Below are 16,087 nucleotides of genomic sequence, written 5' to 3'. Positions count from 1 at the left end.
TACACAGTGCTCAGCGGATGCTCCTCTCCTCAGGGTCCACAGGTGCCGGACGACGCCGGCGGCTCAGCCGACGCCGACCCATTCGCGGGTGCCGTCGGCGAAGAACTGCTCCTTCCAGATCGGCACCTCGGCCTTGATGCGTTCGACGAGCTCGGCGCAGGCGGCGAAGGCCTCCTGCCGGTGGGCCGCCGCGGCGGCGGCGACCAGCGCGTGGTCACCGATGACCAGCGGCCCGGTGCGGTGGGCGGCCCACAGCCGCACGCCGGGATGCTCCGCGGCCACCGCACGGGCGGTCTCGGCCAGCATGCGCTCGGCGGCGGGGTGGGCGGTGTAGCTGAGCCGGTCGACCGCCGTGCCGCCGTCGTGGTCGCGGACGATGCCGGCGAAGTCGACGACGGCGCCGGCAGTGGTGGCCCAGACCTCGTCGTGGGCGGCGGCCGGGTCCAGCGGCTCGGCGGAGAGCCGGGCCCGGACCACCCGCTCGGCCGCCGGAGCGTCCGCGGCGCCCCGCGGGCGGCCGTCGCGGGTCAGCGGGGCGGGCTCGACGGCGTCGTCACCTCGGTGCGCATGCTCGACCGTCGGCTCAGGCATCGTCGATGCTCCCCCACTCGTGGCTGGGCCGCAGATCGGCGACCTGGTCGCAGAGGTGCGGCAGGATCTCCTCCAGGACCTCCATGCCCTCGCTCACCGCCTTCGGCGAGCCGGGCAGGTTGATGATCACCGTGCCGCCCTCGGCGACGCCGGCCACCCCGCGGGAGAGCACCGCCAGCGGGCTGCGCTGACGCCCGTGGGCGCGCAGCGCCTCCATGACGCCGGGGATCTCCTTGTCCAGCAGCGGCAGGGTGTACTCCGGAGTGAGGTCGTCGGGCGTCATGCCCGTGCCGCCTGAGGTGATGATGACATGCGGCGAGATCTGGACGACCAGCTCGGAGAGCGCGGCCAGCACGCCCTCGCCGTCGGGGATGATCACCGGCGGGCGGCAGGCGAAGCCGATGCGTTCGGCCGCCTCGGCGATCACCGGCGCGGACTGGTCGGCGCGCTGGCCGTGGGCCGCGCGCGTGGAGACGATCACCGGAGCGATCACCCGGTCGCGCCAGGGGTGGGAGCTGTGGTCGTGAGCGTGGTGGTCGGCGTGATGGTCGGCGCCGTGATCGGCAGGGTCATGGGTCTCAGGCATGTCTGCTCCATTCTCCGCTCCGGCCGCCGCTCTTGTGAACGACCCGCTGGTCGGTGATCTCGGCGGTCCGGTCGACGCCCTTGATCATGTCGTAGAGGGTCAGCGCGGCCACGGAGACCGCCGTGAGCGCCTCCATCTCCACGCCGGTGCGCGAGGTCGTCTTCACCCGGGCGGTCAGCCGCACCGCACCGGGCTGCGGATCGTCGACGGCGAGGTCGACGGTCACCGAGCTGATGTCCAGCGGGTGGCACAGCGGGACGAGCTCGGAGGTGCGCTTGGCGCCCATGATCCCGGCGATCCGCGCGGTGGCCAACGCGTCGCCCTTGGGCAGCGCGTCGTCGGTCAGCATCGCGGTGACCTCGGCGGTGGTGCGCAGAACCGCCTCGGCCTCGGCGAGCCGGGAGGTGACATCTTTCTGCGAGACGTCGACCATGTGCGCACTGCCGTCGGCGCGGACATGGGTCAGCCCGGCGTCGCCGGAGGGGGCCGGCGCGGCGCCGGCTTCGGACTCCGGGTCGTGATTCGGCGTGGTCATCGCGGGGCGGTCCTTCCAGCAGGGGGATCAGGGGCGGCGGTCCCGGGCAGCAGCAGCGCCTCGCGGACGGCGCCGGCGGGGACGTCGACGTCGTCCTCGGTCAGCTGCAGCAGCGCCTCGGCGCGGGCCAGATGCCCGAGCAGATGCGACCCCGGCCCGCCGACCAGCTCGACGTCGACGACGCCGGTCTCGTCCGGTGCCGCGGCCAGGCGCACGCGACGGTGCTGACGCAGTCCCGACGGCGAGCTGCATCTCTGACGCAGCCGGGCGCGGATCCGGCGCGGGGCCGGGCAGGCCGGGTCGACGGCGGCCAGCGGCTCGCGGAGGAGGGTCTCCAGGCTCACCGCGGTGCTCACCGGGTTGCCCGGCAGGCAGACGACGGCGACGTCCGATCGGCCGGGCCCGCCGGGGAGCACGCCCACGCCCTGCGGGCCGCCGGGCTGCTGGGCCACCGGGCCGAAGCGCACGCCGCGACCGGAGAGCACCTCGCGGACGACTTCGAAGGCGCCGGCGCTGATCCCGCCGGAGGTGACCACCAGCTGCGGGGACGTCGCGGCCAGCTGCGCATCCAGGGCCGCGGCGAAGCGCGCGGCGTCGTCGGTCGAGGCCGCCGCGATGGTCACCGCGCAGCCGGCCTCGCGCAGCCAGGCCGCGGTCAGCGGGGCGTTGGCGTCGTGGATCTGTCCGGGGGCGAGCTCCTCGCCGGGGGCGCGCAACTCGTCGCCGGCGGTGAGCACCAGCGCGCGCAGCCGGGCGAAGACCTGCACCTGCGGCGCGCCGCAGGCGGCGGCCAGTCCCAGCCGCGCCGGGGTGAGCACCTGCCCGACGCTCAGCACCGTCTCTCCGGCGGCGACATCGTCGCCGGCCCGCCGGATGAAACGGCCGACGGCGACGTCCTGAGGCGTCAGTCCGATGAAGACGACGTCCTGCCCCACGGCGGCGTGCAGCTGTGCGGCGCCGACGAAGGCTCCGGCCACGGTCTTCTCCACCGGCAGGACGAGGTCGGCGCCGTCGGGGACGACGGCTCCGGTCATGATCGCCCGGCAGGTGCCCGGCGGCAGCGGCGCCGGGGAAGAGCCGGCCGGGACCACGCCGTCGCAGGGCAGCCGGACGAGGTCGTCGCCGTCGTCCTCGGCCCGGGCGGCGGCCACATCTGCGGCGCGCACGGCATAGCCGTCCATCTGGGAGTCGTCGTGGCGGGGCAGCGGCCCCGGGGCCGTGACCTCGGCGGCGACCACCCGGCCGACCGCCTCGGCCTCGCCGACGGCGACGCACTCCACCGCCCGCGTCGCCGTCGCCGCCTGCAGGGCCTCGCCGATGAGGGCATGATGCTCCTCGACGGAGCGTCGGCCGGTGGTCTGGGTCATGCCCGCCAGTCTACTGACGGCGGGATCGCGGTCGCATGCCGAGCCCTCGATGCGTCCGAGACGGCGCAGCCATGGAGGGCCCGTGGGGCCGTGGGGCCTCGACGGCCGCGGGAGATGTCCGCAGGCCGAGACCGGCCGTCCGTGTGATGCTGACTACGCTCAGGACGACTAGCCTGGAGACATGCAGGAAGCCGACCCCGCGCCGAGCACCTCGGCGCCGCGCGGAGGCTCGGCCCCGGTGTCGCTGGGCATGCCGAGCCTCTCCCGACCTGACGCCTCGGCCGGACTGATGGACACCTTCGGTCGCCAGGCGACCGATCTGCGCATCTCGCTGATCGACAAGTGCAATCTGCGCTGCACCTACTGCATGCCCGCCGAAGGGCTGCCGTGGTTGAAGAAGGAGCAGCTGCTCGGCGTCGAGGAGATCCGCCGGCTGGTGCGCATCGGAGTGGAGACCCTGGGCATCCGCGAGCTGCGGCTGACCGGCGGCGAGCCGCTGGTGCGGGTCGACCTGGTCGACATCATCGCCGGCATCCGCGCCGACCACCCGCAGCTGCCGATCTCGATGACCACCAACGCGATCGGTCTGGAGAAGAAGGCCGCCGCGCTGGCCGAGGCCGGTCTGGATCGGATCAACGTCTCGCTGGACTCGCTGCATCACGAGACCTTCGCGCAGCTGACCCGCCGGGACTCGCTGGACAAGGTGCTCGCCGGCGTCTCCGCCGCCGCGGAGGCCGGGCTGACGCCGCTGAAGATCAACGCGGTGCTGATGCGCGGGATCAACGATCAGGAGGCTCCGCAGCTGCTCGACTGGGCCTTGCGGCAGGGCTTCGAGCTGCGCTTCATCGAGCAGATGCCGCTGGACGGCGACCAGAACTGGCGGCGCGACGGCACCGTCTCCGCCGCCGAGACCCGCGAGCTGCTCTCCGAGCACGTCACCCTCCGGGCCTCCGACGAGGACCGCGACGGCGCCCCGGCCGAACGCTTCGACGTCCTCGACGCCGAGGGGAACCTCCGCGGCCGGGTCGGGGTCATCGCCTCGGTCACCGAGCCGTTCTGCGCCGACTGCCGGCGCACGCGGATCACGGCCGAAGGGCGGGTGATGAGCTGCCTGTTCTCCGCCGAAGAGGTGGATCTGGTCGATCTGCTCCGCGATCCGGAGGCCGACGACGACGCCGTCGCCCAGCGCTGGGCGGAGGCGATGTGGGCCAAGCCGGCCGCCCACGGCACCGACCGGCCGGGCTTCGAGCTCGACAGCTTCCACCGACCCGGCCGGTCGATGTCGGCCATCGGCGGCTGAGGCCGCCCGGACCACGGCTGCGACGACAGGAGGACGGCTCCGATGAGCACTGAGATCACGCTGCGGTTCTTCGCCGCCGCGGCCGAGGCGGCCGGCGCCGAGTCGCTGCGCCTGCCGCTGGAGGACGAGATGAGCCTGCCGACGCTGCGCGAGGAGCTGCCGCGGCTGCTGGCCGCCCGCGCCGCGGCACCGGCGTCAGAGGCGCCGTCGTCGGACGCACCGTCGCTGGACGCACCGTCGCTGGACGCACCGTCGCTGGAGACGGTCCTGCCGCGGTGCTCGTTCCTGGTCGACGGCGTCCGGACCCGCGCCGAGGCGTCGGCGACGACGCCGGCCGCCGTGCTGCGCGGCGGCGAGACGGTGGACGTGCTGCCACCCTTCGCCGGCGGCTGAGCGGGCGCGCCCCGCCTGCGGCGGCCCGGGAGGTCCGAGCGGTCCGTGCTGACTTCGCCTGTTCCTGGGCCTCGGCGGCTCAGTCGGCGAGGCCGACGTTCTCCTCCTCCATCGGCACGACCTCGCGGTCGCCGAGCGGCTGCTCCAGCTCGACCACGAGCGAGACCATCCGGCCTTCGGCCGTGCAGGCCTCCAGCGTGTCCTGCAGGACGCCGCGGATCGTGGCCACGCGGACTGTCTGAGCGTCCTCCTCCACTTCGGCCCGGACGCCGAAGCAGTTCTCATTGCCGCTGACCAGCAGGAACTCCAGCTCCGTAGCCTGCCGGGGACGCTCTCCCCCCGCAGTGACGGCGCGATAGTCCTGCCAGCCGATCAGCCGCTCGGCGTTCATCCCGGCGCTGGGCTCGACGATGTGGGTGCGCTCCCAGGGGTCCTGCGGCATCTCCGAGGGGAGGACCGGCTGAGCGGTGGCGCCGTCGGAGACCGGAGCGTCGGGGGCGCCGGAGGACTGATCGACGTCGTCCGCCACGTCGGCCGAGGCGCTGGTCGAGCCCTCGGCCGAATCATCGGGCGAAGCGTCGGCGGTCGCCTCGGGCGATCCGGAGGCCGAGCCGGTGGGATCGGCGTCCTCGGGCGGGTAGGTGCATCCCGCTCCGAGCGTCGCGGCGGTCAGCAGCGCCACAGTCAGGGCCCCGAGCCGGTGCCGACGCTGGGGCCGACTCCGCCGGGCGACGTCGCCGTTCGGTCGTTCCGGTCTCATCGTGTCCTCCTGGTCTGCTCAGCCGCGGCGGAGCAGACTCCGCCGGGGCTCTCTCCATCCTGGGGTCGCGACGACCCATCGTCCAGTCGCCGCGCCCACCTCAGCCTGCCACACCGGCCGGCGACGCCGCCGACGGCCGTGGCCTCTCTCACGGTCCGACGACGGTCGTCGCCCGCGGCGAGTCGGCGAGCCGACGGGCCACACGGGCGACGTCGGCGGCGGTGACGGCCTCGATCTCGGCGAGCGTGTCGGAGATGTCGACGAACTCGCCGCGGACGAGCTCCGCGCGACCCAGCCGGGACATCCGCGAGGAGGTCTCCTCCATCCCCAGCACTGTCGCCCCGCGCAGCTGGCCCTTGGCGCGGTCGAGCTCCTCGGCGTCGAGCGGCTCGGAGGCGATGCGCTCCAGCTCGGCACTCATCACCTCGACGACGGTGTCGACCTTGTCCGGCAGGCAGCCGGCGTAGAGGCCGTAGGCGCCGGCGTCGGTGTAGGCCGCGGAGAAGGAGTAGGTGGAGTAGGCCAGCCCGCGCCGCTCGCGGATCTCCTGGAACAGCCGCGAGGACATCCCGCCGCCGAGGGCGGCATGCATCACCGACAGCGCGAAGCGGTCCTCGTCGGCGGCCGACATCCCGCGGCCGCCGAGGATGACCTGCGTCTGCTCCACGGACTTGCGGTGCTGCTCGACGCCGGTGCGTACCGGGATCTGCTCGTGGCCGCCGACGCGCAGCGACGCCGGGTCGCGGCGGGAGGTCACGTCCCAGGAGGACTCGGCCAGCGCCGCGGAGATCAGCCGGCAGAGCTCGTCGTGGTCCAGGCCGCCGGCGGCGGTGATGACCAGCTCCTCCGGTCGGTACCAGCGGCGGAAGTGGTCGGCGACGTCGTCGCGGCTCGCCGCCCGGATGTCGTCGGCGGTGCCGCCGATGGGCCGGCCGAGCGGGTGGTCGTCCATGACCTGCTCATGGAAGCGTTCGAGGGCGACGTCCATCGGATCGTCCTCGGCCATGGCCAGCTCCTCGAGGATGACTCCGCGCTCGGTCTCCATCTCCTCGGGGTCCAGCGTCGCGGAGGTGACCATGTCGGTGAGCACGTCGACGGCCATGGGCAGGTCGCTGTCCAGCACGCGGGCGTAGTAGCAGGTGTGCTCCTTGCCGGTCAGCGCGTTGGACTCGCCGCCGACGGCGTCGAAGGCCGCGGCGATGTCCAACGGCGAGCGCTTCGCGGTGCCCTTGAACAGCAGGTGCTCGAGGAAGTGGGTGGAGCCGTGCTGGTGGGCGGCCTCGTCGCGGGAGCCGACGGCGATCCAGAAGCCGAGGGTCACCGAGCGCTGGGCGGGCATGGACTCGGTGATGACGCGCACGCCGGAGGGCAGCACGCTGCGGCGCACTGTGGTGCCCTCGTCGGCGTTCAGCACGCCCTGGGTCCGGGGGTCGATGGTCACGCGCATAGCTGGCGGCACTCCTGGGTCGCGGGCGGGGACGGGCCACGCGGGCCTCGGCCCGCCAGCCTATCGCCTCCGCACGCGACGCGCGCCGCCCGCACTGCGCCCCGCCGATCGCGCCGCGGCGGCCGGCGTCCTGCTCAGCGCCAACCGTCGAGCAGCTGGGCGATGTGCTCGCCCGCCGCCTGCTGCAGCAACGGACCGAAGCTGACCCGTCGGACGCCGAGGGCGGCCAGCCGGTCCAGATCCAGCTGGTCCGGCACGGCCCCGCGCTCAGGATGGGCGGTGACGTTCAGCGGCGTGGAGACGGCGGCGAGCAGCTGCTCGAGCACCGCAGTGCTCGGCACCGCCACCGGGTAGAGACAGTCGGCGCCGGCCTCCTCCATCAGCCGCAGCCGGTGCAGCGCCTCGGCGGTCGGGTCCTGCAGGGATCCGGCGTGCTTGAAGGCGTCGGTCCGGGCGTTGATCACCAGCGGCACGCCGGCCGCGTCGGCGCGGACGCGCATCCGCCGGATGTAGTCGGCATGCTCCTCCGGGCTGCGCATCGCTCCGCGCGCCGGCACGGTGTCCTCGAGGTTCAGCCCGACGGCGCCGGTCTCCAGGAGCCGGTCGACGAGCTCCTCGGGCGAGGTGCCGTAGCCGGCCTCGAGATCCGCCGAGACCGGCACGTCGACGGCGCCGACCACGCGGGCGACGCCGTCGAGCGCCTCGTCGAGCGTCATCGTCTCCCCGTCGGCGCTGCCGCGGGAGTCGGCCACGGGGTGGCTGCCGACGGTCAGCGCCTCGAAGCCGGCGGAGGCCACGGTCCGGGCCGACCAGGCGTCCCAGACGGTGGGCAGCACGATGGGACGATCACGATGGTGCATCTCCTGCAGGCGGCGGGCGGCGGCGGGGGCGTGGGTCGGGTGGCTCATGGATCCATGATGTCGAGGATCTCGCGTCGGGGGAAGACCGGCGGGACGGGCGGTTCACGCCGTCCGCCGGCCGAGCACGTGATGCAGCGCCTCGTCCAGGGCCCGGTGGCGGAAGGCGTGGCCGAGCTCCTCGGCGCGTGCGGCGCTGACGCGCTGGTCGGCCAGCGCCATCTCCCGCGCGCCCTCGGAGCCGAGCAGCAGCCGCGGCCCGAAGGACGGCACCGGCACGGCGGCCGGGCGGTGCAGCACGTCGGCGAGGATGCGCGCGTAGCGCCGGGCCGTGACCGGTGCGGGGGCGACGGCGTTGACCGGGCCGGCGGCCTGCGGGGTGAGCACCAGGTGCACGATCAGCGCGGCGACGTCGTCGAGGCTGATCCAGCTCTGCACCTGCTGGTCGCCGAGCCGACCGCCGACGCCGGCGGCCACCAGCGGCAGCAGCTGGGCCAGCGCTCCCCCGGTCGGCGACTGCACGATCCCGGTGCGGACTGTGGCCACGCGGACGCCGGCCGCGGCGGCCTGCTCGGCCTCCTGCTCCCACCGGCGGCAGACGCCGGCGAGGAAGTCGGCGCCGGCCGGCAGGTCCTCGGTGAGCAGGTCGTGCTCATGCGGCCGGTCGGCGGCGGTCGCGCCGTACCAGCCGATGGCCGAGCCGCTGATCAGCGCCCGCGGCCCGTCCGGGCGCGGGGCGCGCTGCTCGGCCTCGGCGATCCGCCGCGCGACCAGTCGCGTGCCCTCGACGCGGGACTGCTCGATCCGGCGCTTGTGCTCGGCGGTGAAGCGACCGGCCAGCGGGTGGCCGGCCAGGTGGACCACCGCGTCGACGTCGTCGAAGGCCTCGGCGGCCAGCTCGTCGGCCGTCGGGTCCCAGGGGATCTCGTCGTCGCGGCCGTCGGGGCTCGACCGCCGGACCAGCCGCCGGACCTCGAGGCCGGCGCCGGAGAGCAGCGCGCAGACCTGGGTACCGATCATCCCGGAGGCTCCGGAGACGGCGACGACGCGCGGACCCGCCGGGCGGTCGGACCCCGGATCGGCGTCCTGCTGAGCGGGCAGACGGCTGTGCTGGGCGTGGAAGGCCAGATCCGCGGCGGCCTGATGGTCGCGGAAGGCGGCCTGCCGGCGCAGCTCGCCCTCGATGATCCGGTGCAGCCGGACCCGGAGGGCGCGCGGAATCCGTTCGGCGGCCGGCAGCTGGTAGGCGATCGTCTCCTCGATCCGGGTGCCGGCGCCGTCGTCGCCGATCCGCACGTCCCGACGCCAGGAGCGCATCGGCCCTTCGTCCATGACGTCGACGAATCCGCCGTCGGATCCCCGGTGCCGCCGCAGCCGCCACGACGTGCGCGTGGGCGGAGCGGCGCCCGTGGCCAGGCGCAGCAGTCCGGCCGCCGCCGTCGCCGAGGTGCCGAGCAGTCCGGGGACGTCGAGGGCGAGGACCAGCTCGGCCCCCTCGCCGGCGTCGCCGTCGGCACCCTCCGGCTCCTGCAGCACGGCGCCGGCGAACGGCGGCATCAGGCGGGTGGTCGTCCCCGGTCGGGCGAGCCAGGCGGCGACGTCCTCGCACCGGAACGGCAGGCGGCTGGTGATCTCGACGACGGGCATGGGGTCTCCTTCGCGGGCGCCGGGTCGATGCGCGGGTGTGGCGTCCACAGTAGGGTCCGGCGCCGTGTGCGGCCAGAGGGCGGGGCCGAGCGGTCGCCAGCTGTGGCAGAGTGTCCGGGATGACCTCTGCCGAGACCTCCGGCGCCGCCGGCACGAACTCCCCCGCCCCTGCCGTCTCCGCGAGCTTCCGCGCCGAGGCGCAGGAGCGGCTCGCCGCGCTGACCGGCGGGGTGACGACCTTCCGCGACGGACAGCTGGAGGCGATCTCCGCGCTCGTCGAGCAGCGCCGTCGAGTGCTGGTCGTCCAGCGGACCGGCTGGGGCAAGTCGGCGGTCTACTTCCTCGCCGCCCACCTGCTGCGCGCCCGCGGGCGCGGGGTCAGCCTGATCGTCTCGCCGCTGATCGCGCTGATGCGCGACCAGATCGCCGCCGCCGAGCGCGCCGGAGTCCGCGCGCGGGCGGTGAACTCGGCCAATGCCCACGCCTGGGACGAGGTGCTGGCTGAGCTGGACGCCGACGAGCTGGACGTGCTGCTGATCTCGCCGGAGCGGCTGGCCAATCCCCGGTTCCGCGACGAGGTGCTGCCCGGGCTGCTCTCCCGGCTGGGGATGCTGGTGGTCGACGAGGCGCACTGCATCTCCGACTGGGGCCATGACTTCCGGCCCGACTACCGGCGGATCGGCGAGATCGTGCACGCGCTGCCCGACGAGGTGCCGGTGCTGGCCACCACGGCGACGGCGAACGGCCGGGTGGTCGAGGACGTCGCCGCGCAGCTGGCCCCGGGCGGCTCCTCGGGCGGTTCCTCGGGCGTCGGCGGATCGGGCGGCGACGGCGTCGGCGGGCCGGGCGGCGCTTCCGGCGAGGCCGAGGTGATGATCCTGCGCGGGCAGCTCAGCCGCGCCTCGCTGCGGCTGGGCGTGCTGACGCTGCCCGACGCCGCCGCCCGCATCGCCTGGCTGTCCCAGCATCTCGGCGCGATGACCGGCAGCGGGATCGTCTATACCCTGACCGTCTCGCAGGCCGAGGACGTCGCCGCCCATCTGCGCGAGCAGGGCCACCAGGTGCTGGCCTACACCGGCCGCACCGACGCCGACGAGCGCGCCGAGCTGGAGCGCAAGCTCAAGGACAACGAGGTCACGGCGCTGATCGCGACCTCGGCGCTGGGCATGGGCTTCGACAAGCCGGACCTGGGCTTCGTCATCCACCTGGGGGCGCCGTCGTCGCCGGTCTCCTACTACCAGCAGATCGGTCGTGCCGGGCGTGCGGTGGACACTGCCGACGTGCTGCTGCTCCCCGGTGCGGAGGACGTGCGGATCTGGGAGCACTTCGCCCAGGCCTCGATGCCGACGCAGGACCGGGCCGATGCCGTGCTGTCCGCCCTGTCCACTGAGGAGACGATGTCTGTGGCGCGGCTCGAGGCGATGGTGGAGATCCGCCGCTCGCCACTGGAGCTGCTGCTGAAGGTCCTCGAGGTCGACGGCGCGGCCGCCCGGGTGCGAGGCGGGTGGCTGTCCACGGGTCGGGGATGGACCTACGACGCTGAGAGGTATGACCGCATCCTGGCGCTGCGGCGGGCCGAGCAGCAGGCCATGCTCGACTATGAGGCCCTGCCCGTCGGGCCGGGTCGTCAGGACTCCTGCCGGATGATGGCTCTGGCGAAGGCGCTGGACGACGTCGACGCCGAGCCCTGCGGCCGCTGCGACGCCTGCGCAGGACCCTGGTACCCGACGAGCGTGGACCAGGGCTCGGTCGGCCAGGCGAAGGCCAGCCTGGACGCCGTCGGCGTGGAGGTCCCGGCCCGCAAGCAGTGGCCCACCGGACTCGATGCCCTGGGCGTGGACCTGAAGGGCAAGCTGAGCACTGACCAGACGGCCGAGGACGGTCGGGTGCTCGCCCGGCTCAGCGACCTGGGCTGGGGAACTGCCGTGCGTCAGGCGCTCTCCGGCGAGGACGGTCCGATCAGCCGCGAGCTCGTCCAGGCGGCGGTGCGCGTGCTCGCCGACTGGGACTGGCCGAAGCGTCCGGAGGCCGTCGTCGCCGTGCCCTCGCGCAGCAGGCCGCAGCTGGTGGAGTCGCTGGCCTCGGGCCTGGCCGAGATCGGGCGGCTGCCCTATGCCGGCGCGCTGGAGCTGGTCGGCTCCGGGCCGACGTCGGCGCCGGAGTCCAACAGCGCCTTCCGCGTCTCCGGACTGCTGGGCAGCTTCGCCGTGCCCGTCCACCTGGCCGAGAGGCTCCCCGGCCACTCGGTGCTGCTGGTCGACGACGAGATCGTCTCGCGCTGGACGCTGACCCTCGCCGCCCGCGAGCTGCGTCGCGCCGGGGCGGAGTCGGTGCTGCCCTTCGCGCTGGGACTGCGAGGCTGATCGGGGACGACGGGACGACTGCACGACGGGAGCCGTGCCCGACGCGGCCGTCACACCTCGCGCACGGTCACGTCGGCGACCTGTCCGCGGCCGAAGGCCCGGAGCACCAACTCGCCGGGCGCGCCCTCGACGATCTGCAGCGGATCGCGCCGTCGGCCGTGGGTCACTGCGCCGAAGCCGGGGCTGACCCAGGCCACCCGTAGATGCTGCGAGCGCGCGGCGACCAGGAACAGCGTCTTCGCCGCGAATGACCAGAGTCGGGCCTCCACCGCCGGATCGAGATCGCGCCGGGGCGAGGGCGCCTCGGCCCCGGCGCGGAGCACGTCCTCGGCATGGACGAAGAACTCCAGCGTGTTCATCGCCTCGTCGACGGGACCGATCCTCGCCGGCGACCAGCGCGGCGCCCCGGCGGCGAAGCGCTCGAGCAGGTCGCCGAAGTCCAGCACGCCCTCGGCCGGCGGCTCGCCGCGGAAGTGTGCGCCGGGCGTCGGGATGCGGCGGCGAGCCAGCAGGTCCAGGTGGCCATCACGCATGACCAGATGCGCGGCGAGGTCCTGAGCGTCCCAGCCGGCGCAGAGCGTCGGTGCCTCAGGGCCGGCCTCCTCCAGCACCCGGGCCAGTACCGCACGTTCGACGGCGGCGGTGGTCGTGCGGGCGGCGGGTGCCATGGGGATCCTCAGGGGTCGGAGACAAGTCTCGAGCACTCTCGCCGCAGAGCCTATCTCCCGCCGCCTCCAGGACCGAGCTGTCACGGCCGGAGGATCGTGTCGAGCCGCGAGCGCCTCATGACCACGGCTCCCTTGACACCTCACTGAATACGATGCGTACATAGAAGCATGACCGAGGATCCGACTCCCGACTGGCCGGCACCCTGGGTCCGTGCCGCACTGTCGACGGCCGTGCTGGCCGCGCTCCAGGAGGCGCCGCAGCACGGCTACGGGATCGCCGTCGCCCTCGAGCGCCGCGGCTTCGGGCGCCCGCGCGGCGGCTCACTGTATCCGCTGCTCGGCGACCTGGAGGACGACGGGCTCCTCGCCGCATCCTGGGCCGAAGGGTCCGGCGGACCGCGCCGACGCGTGTACCAGCTCACCGGAGCGGGACGTCGACGCCTGCAGGAGGATCGAGACCGTTGGCGCGCCCTCGTCGACGCGCTCGGCGAGCAGCCGCCGACCGCGCCCGATGCGCATGACCCGACCGATTCCGACGAGCCGAGGAGCCCGACGCCCCGATGACGCAGACTGCACGCACCACGCCGCGCCGGCTCGAGGATCTCCACCGGCACTTCCGCGCCGCACGCGGACGGGCCCGGGATGAGAAGTGGGCGCAGGCGGCCGCGACGGCGCTGATCCTCGACGACGTCGCCGAACCGGCCGTCGTCGCCCGGCTGGAGCAGCTGCTCGACACGCTCCGCGCCTCCGATGAGCCCATCGAGGAGCTCTACGGCCCGGCCCAGCACTGGGCGGAGGAGCAGCTGCCGCGACTGCGCGAGCAGGGCGAAGTGACTCCTGAGATCGCCCGGCCGCGCAGCCTCCGGGAGGCGGCGGTGATCACGCTGGTCGGCACTGCGGCCTTCTCTATGATCTTCCTCGTCGTGGGTCTGCTCGACGGGGCCGAGGCAATCTCGATGCTTCCGCTGGCGGCGCCGCTGGGCCTCGCGTTGGCCATCACGCTGCTCCAAGCAGTCTTCGCCGCCGTGCTGCGACGCCGGTCCTTCCTCGTCGCCGTCGGCGTCACCGTCGTCGCGCTGGGTGCGCTCAGCACCGCGGCAGGCTGGGACCTGGTCACGCTCGCAGATCAGGCGACGCGCTCGCTCAGCGTCTGGTGGCACCTGCCGATCGCCGGACTCGCCGGACTCCTCGCCTGGGGCTTCGACCACGTGCCGGACCGGGCGGCCTGGGGACGTCGACGCGCGACGCCGCCGGCGACGTCGTCTCCGGGATCCGCCGCTCAGGCCGCCCCGCTCGACGATCACCAGTGGCTCGACGAGGCCGCCGCGGCCCTGCGGCTGCGCGGAGACATCTCCGATCGACGCGTCCGCCGGGTGCTCGCCGAAGCTCGAGCCCATGCCGAGGACGTCGGCTCATCGCTGGTCGAGGAGTTCGGATCCCCGCAGACCTACGCCCGGCGGCACGGTCCGCAGGCCGGGGTCCGTCCGCGGCACCGCGCGTGGTGGATGGCCGGCATCGCCCTGGTGGCTACGGTTCCGCTCATCGATGAGGTGATCACGCATGGCACCATCTGGCATCCGGACCTTCTGCGGTGGGCGGGTCTCGTGGTGTTGGCGGCGCTGGCCACAGGCATGGCGTGGAGGGCGAGCCGTCGCGAGCGCCGGGTGACCCGCCCCGCCTGACCCCCTGTCGCCCGACCCCTACCGCCCGGCCCGCGGATCAGGGCCTCAGAACAGCTGCCGGGCGTTGTTCCGGGCCAGGTCGATCAGCTCGTCGCCGCGGCCGGACATCACCGTGCGGATGGCGTAGAGCGTGAAGCCCTTGGCCTGCTCGGCGGTGATCGTCGGCGGCATGGACAGCTCCTGCCGCTCAGTGACCACGTCCAGCAGGGCCGGGCCGTCATGGGCGAGGAACTCCTCGACCGCACCCGGCAGCTCCGCCGAGCTCTCCACCCGGATGCCGCGGATGCCGGTGGCCTCGGCGACGTCGGCGAAGTTCGGGTTCGCGAGCTCGGTGCCGTAGTTGACGAAGCCGGCGGCCTTCATCTCCACCTCGACGAAGTTCAGCGAGGAGTTGTTGAACACCACGGTCTTCACCGGCAGTCGGTGCTGGGTCAGGCTCATCAGCTCGCCCATGAGCATCGCCAGACCGCCGTCGCCGGCCATGGCGATGACCTGGCGGTTCGTGTCCACCGACTGCACGCCGATCGACTGCGAGACCGCGTTGGCCATCGAGCCGTGGGCGAAGGAGCCGATGAGCCGACGGCGGCCGTTCATGGTCAGGTAGCGCGAGGCCCAGACCACCGGCGAGCCGACGTCGGGCAGGAAGACGGCGTCGTCGTCGGCCTGTTCGTCGATCAGCCGGGCGAGGTACTGCGGGTGGATGGTGCGCTTCGACGGGCTGGCCAGCGAGTCCAGGTCCTTGCGGGCGCGACGGTAGTGCTTGGTCATCGCGTCCAGGTGCTTGGAGCTGCGGTGCTCGCTCAGCCGCGGCAGCAGCGCGTCGAGGGTCTCGGCCACTCCCCCGACCAGGCCGACGTCGACCGGAGTGCGGCGGCCAATCTGCTCGCCGCGGATGTCGACCTGGACGACCTTCGCGTCCGGGTAGAACTGCTGGTACGGCAGATCCGAGCCGAGCACCAGCAGCGTCTCGGCATCGTCCATGGCGTGATAGCCGGAGGAGAAGCCCAGCAGGCCGGTCATGCCGACGTCGTAGGGGTTGTCGTACTCGATGTGTTCCTTGCCGCGCATGGCGTGGACGATCGGCGCCTGCAGCCGCTCGGCGGCGGCCAGCAGCTGGTCGTGGGCGTCGGCCGCGCCGGCCCCGGCGAGGATGGTGACCTTGCTGCGCTCGTTGAGGATCTCGGCGGCGGATTCCAGCTCGGTCTCGGCGGGGACCGTGGTGGAGAGTGCCGGCCGGATGGCCTCCGGTTCTGCCTCGATCTCCTGCAGTGCGACGTCGCCGGGGATGACCAGCACGGCCACCCCGCGCTTCTGGATGGCTTCGCGCATGGCCACGCGCAGCAGCCGCGGCATCTGCTCGGCGGTGGAGACTTGCTCGACGTAGACGCTGCACTCGCGAAAGACCTCCTGCGGGTGGGTCTCCTGGAAGTAACCGGAGCCGATCTCCTCGCTGGGGATGTGGGCGGCGATGGCCAGCACCGGGGTCCGCGAGCGCTGGGCGTCGTAGAGGCCGTTGATCAGATGCAGGTTGCCCGGCCCGCAGCTGCCCGCGCAGACGGCGAGTTCGCCGGTGGTCTGCGCCTCCGCGCTGGCGGCGAAGGCGGCGGCCTCCTCGTGGCGGGTCTGGACCCAGTCGAGGGTGCCGGCGACGCGCAGCGCATCGGTGAAGCCGTTGAGCGAGTCGCCGGGGATCCCGTAGACCCGCTGGACTCCGGAGGCGTGCAGGGTGTCGACGATGTTCCGCGCGACTGTGGGCATGACATCTCCTGTTCTGGAAAGACTCCCGGCCGCCGCGCCCCTGATGCGACGCGACGGTCGCCTGCTGGCGAGTCTATGCCGGGGCCGGCGAGTTGGCCATGAAGTGCCTCACCGGGGAGGGAGAGGTCTGCCA

At 73.7% G+C, this 16,087-nt stretch carries 15 protein-coding genes; 5 read left to right on the top strand and 10 right to left on the bottom strand.

Translation table 11 applies throughout. The features are described 5' to 3' along the window. Positions 1-63: 63 nt before the first annotated feature. The 4 genes from ABD652_RS02370 to ABD652_RS02355 are packed head-to-tail and all read right to left on the bottom strand — an operon-like array spanning position 64 to position 3,079. Positions 64-591, bottom strand: coding sequence for a molybdenum cofactor biosynthesis protein MoaE (locus tag ABD652_RS02370; protein WP_344717755.1), 528 nt, complete (start codon positions 589-591; stop codon positions 64-66). Beyond that, a complete protein-coding gene (locus ABD652_RS02365; RefSeq protein ID WP_344717753.1) occupies positions 584-1,177 on the bottom strand; it encodes a MogA/MoaB family molybdenum cofactor biosynthesis protein in 594 nt (197 codons plus the stop codon). The genes ABD652_RS02370 and ABD652_RS02365 overlap by 8 nt, the downstream gene beginning before the upstream one ends. Then, on the bottom strand, positions 1,170-1,712 hold the full coding sequence (moaC, locus tag ABD652_RS02360; protein WP_344717751.1) for a cyclic pyranopterin monophosphate synthase MoaC: 543 nt from the start codon (positions 1,710-1,712) through the stop codon (positions 1,170-1,172). The genes ABD652_RS02365 and moaC overlap by 8 nt, the downstream gene beginning before the upstream one ends. Continuing rightward, entirely contained in the window at positions 1,709-3,079 is a 1,371-nt protein-coding gene (locus tag ABD652_RS02355; RefSeq protein WP_344717748.1) for a molybdopterin molybdotransferase MoeA, read from the bottom strand. Before ABD652_RS02355 ends, moaC begins: the two co-directional genes overlap by 4 nt. A gap of 181 nt (positions 3,080-3,260) precedes the next feature. On the opposite strand from ABD652_RS02355, the gene moaA reads away from it, so the two are divergent. After that, positions 3,261-4,379, top strand: coding sequence for a GTP 3',8-cyclase MoaA (gene moaA / locus ABD652_RS02350; protein WP_425574530.1), 1,119 nt, complete (start codon positions 3,261-3,263; stop codon positions 4,377-4,379). 42 nt (positions 4,380-4,421) lie between these two features. Beyond that, positions 4,422-4,772, top strand: coding sequence for a ubiquitin family protein (locus ABD652_RS02345; RefSeq protein ID WP_344717746.1), 351 nt, complete (start codon positions 4,422-4,424; stop codon positions 4,770-4,772). Positions 4,773-4,851: 79 nt separating this feature from the next. Here ABD652_RS02345 and ABD652_RS02340 read toward each other — a convergent pair whose 3' ends face one another. The 4 genes from ABD652_RS02340 to ABD652_RS02325 all read right to left on the bottom strand — a co-directional run bounded on the left by ABD652_RS02340 (position 4,852) and on the right by ABD652_RS02325 (position 9,483). Continuing rightward, a complete protein-coding gene (locus ABD652_RS02340) occupies positions 4,852-5,532 on the bottom strand; it encodes a hypothetical protein (RefSeq protein WP_344717744.1) in 681 nt (226 codons plus the stop codon). A gap of 148 nt (positions 5,533-5,680) precedes the next feature. Next, on the bottom strand, positions 5,681-6,979 hold the full coding sequence (locus ABD652_RS02335) for a M16 family metallopeptidase (protein WP_344717742.1): 1,299 nt from the start codon (positions 6,977-6,979) through the stop codon (positions 5,681-5,683). A gap of 134 nt (positions 6,980-7,113) precedes the next feature. Continuing rightward, entirely contained in the window at positions 7,114-7,887 is a 774-nt protein-coding gene (locus tag ABD652_RS02330) for an isocitrate lyase/PEP mutase family protein (RefSeq protein WP_344717740.1), read from the bottom strand. A 54-nt stretch (positions 7,888-7,941) separates the two neighbouring features. Then, a complete protein-coding gene (locus tag ABD652_RS02325) occupies positions 7,942-9,483 on the bottom strand; it encodes a TIGR01777 family oxidoreductase (RefSeq protein WP_344717738.1) in 1,542 nt (513 codons plus the stop codon). A gap of 119 nt (positions 9,484-9,602) precedes the next feature. Here ABD652_RS02325 and ABD652_RS02320 point away from each other — a divergent pair, with 119 nt between their 5' ends. Next, on the top strand, positions 9,603-11,846 hold the full coding sequence (locus ABD652_RS02320; protein WP_344717736.1) for a RecQ family ATP-dependent DNA helicase: 2,244 nt from the start codon (positions 9,603-9,605) through the stop codon (positions 11,844-11,846). 50 nt (positions 11,847-11,896) lie between these two features. On the opposite strand, the gene ABD652_RS02315 is transcribed toward ABD652_RS02320, so the two are convergent. Then, positions 11,897-12,514 carry a TIGR03085 family metal-binding protein gene (locus tag ABD652_RS02315; protein WP_344717734.1) on the bottom strand — a complete coding sequence of 206 codons (618 nt, stop codon included), beginning with the start codon at positions 12,512-12,514 and terminating at the stop codon, positions 11,897-11,899. Between the two features lie 168 nt (positions 12,515-12,682). Between ABD652_RS02315 and ABD652_RS02310 the strand changes: the two genes are divergently transcribed. After that, positions 12,683-13,078 carry a PadR family transcriptional regulator gene (locus ABD652_RS02310; protein WP_344717732.1) on the top strand — a complete coding sequence of 132 codons (396 nt, stop codon included), beginning with the start codon at positions 12,683-12,685 and terminating at the stop codon, positions 13,076-13,078. Then, a complete protein-coding gene (locus ABD652_RS02305; protein ID WP_344717730.1) occupies positions 13,075-14,196 on the top strand; it encodes a hypothetical protein in 1,122 nt (373 codons plus the stop codon). Before ABD652_RS02310 ends, ABD652_RS02305 begins: the two co-directional genes overlap by 4 nt. A gap of 45 nt (positions 14,197-14,241) precedes the next feature. Here the strand turns inward: ABD652_RS02305 and poxB are convergent, their stop codons facing one another. After that, entirely contained in the window at positions 14,242-15,954 is a 1,713-nt protein-coding gene (gene poxB / locus ABD652_RS02300) for a ubiquinone-dependent pyruvate dehydrogenase (protein WP_344717728.1), read from the bottom strand. Between the last annotated feature and the right edge of the window lie 133 nt (positions 15,955-16,087).

Origin of the sequence: Nesterenkonia halobia, assembly GCF_039536005.1 — a bacterium.
Taxonomy (GTDB): Bacteria; Actinomycetota; Actinomycetes; order Actinomycetales; family Micrococcaceae; genus Nesterenkonia; species Nesterenkonia halobia.
The sequence above is the reverse complement of the archived record's forward strand: the minus strand, read 5'-3'. Positions and strand labels throughout refer to the sequence as shown.

What these genes read in the sequence shown, in the direction of transcription:
- ABD652_RS02315 (WP_344717734.1), bottom strand. Translation starts at nt 12,514, where the DNA reads ATGGCACCCGCCGCCCGCACGACCACCGCCGCCGTCGAACGTGCGGTA.
- ABD652_RS02320 (WP_344717736.1), top strand. Translation starts at nt 9,603, where the DNA reads ATGACCTCTGCCGAGACCTCCGGCGCCGCCGGCACGAACTCCCCCGCC.
- ABD652_RS02345 (WP_344717746.1), top strand. Translation starts at nt 4,422, where the DNA reads ATGAGCACTGAGATCACGCTGCGGTTCTTCGCCGCCGCGGCCGAGGCG.
- ABD652_RS02365 (WP_344717753.1), bottom strand. Translation starts at nt 1,177, where the DNA reads ATGCCTGAGACCCATGACCCTGCCGATCACGGCGCCGACCATCACGCC.
- ABD652_RS02340 (WP_344717744.1), bottom strand. Translation starts at nt 5,532, where the DNA reads ATGAGACCGGAACGACCGAACGGCGACGTCGCCCGGCGGAGTCGGCCC.
- ABD652_RS02370 (WP_344717755.1), bottom strand. Translation starts at nt 591, where the DNA reads ATGCCTGAGCCGACGGTCGAGCATGCGCACCGAGGTGACGACGCCGTC.
- poxB (WP_344717728.1), bottom strand. Translation starts at nt 15,954, where the DNA reads ATGCCCACAGTCGCGCGGAACATCGTCGACACCCTGCACGCCTCCGGA.
- moaA (WP_425574530.1), top strand. Translation starts at nt 3,261, where the DNA reads ATGCAGGAAGCCGACCCCGCGCCGAGCACCTCGGCGCCGCGCGGAGGC.
- ABD652_RS02310 (WP_344717732.1), top strand. Translation starts at nt 12,683, where the DNA reads ATGACCGAGGATCCGACTCCCGACTGGCCGGCACCCTGGGTCCGTGCC.
- ABD652_RS02355 (WP_344717748.1), bottom strand. Translation starts at nt 3,079, where the DNA reads ATGACCCAGACCACCGGCCGACGCTCCGTCGAGGAGCATCATGCCCTC.
- moaC (WP_344717751.1), bottom strand. Translation starts at nt 1,712, where the DNA reads ATGACCACGCCGAATCACGACCCGGAGTCCGAAGCCGGCGCCGCGCCG.
- ABD652_RS02335 (WP_344717742.1), bottom strand. Translation starts at nt 6,979, where the DNA reads ATGCGCGTGACCATCGACCCCCGGACCCAGGGCGTGCTGAACGCCGAC.
- ABD652_RS02330 (WP_344717740.1), bottom strand. Translation starts at nt 7,887, where the DNA reads ATGAGCCACCCGACCCACGCCCCCGCCGCCGCCCGCCGCCTGCAGGAG.
- ABD652_RS02325 (WP_344717738.1), bottom strand. Translation starts at nt 9,483, where the DNA reads ATGCCCGTCGTCGAGATCACCAGCCGCCTGCCGTTCCGGTGCGAGGAC.
- ABD652_RS02305 (WP_344717730.1), top strand. Translation starts at nt 13,075, where the DNA reads ATGACGCAGACTGCACGCACCACGCCGCGCCGGCTCGAGGATCTCCAC.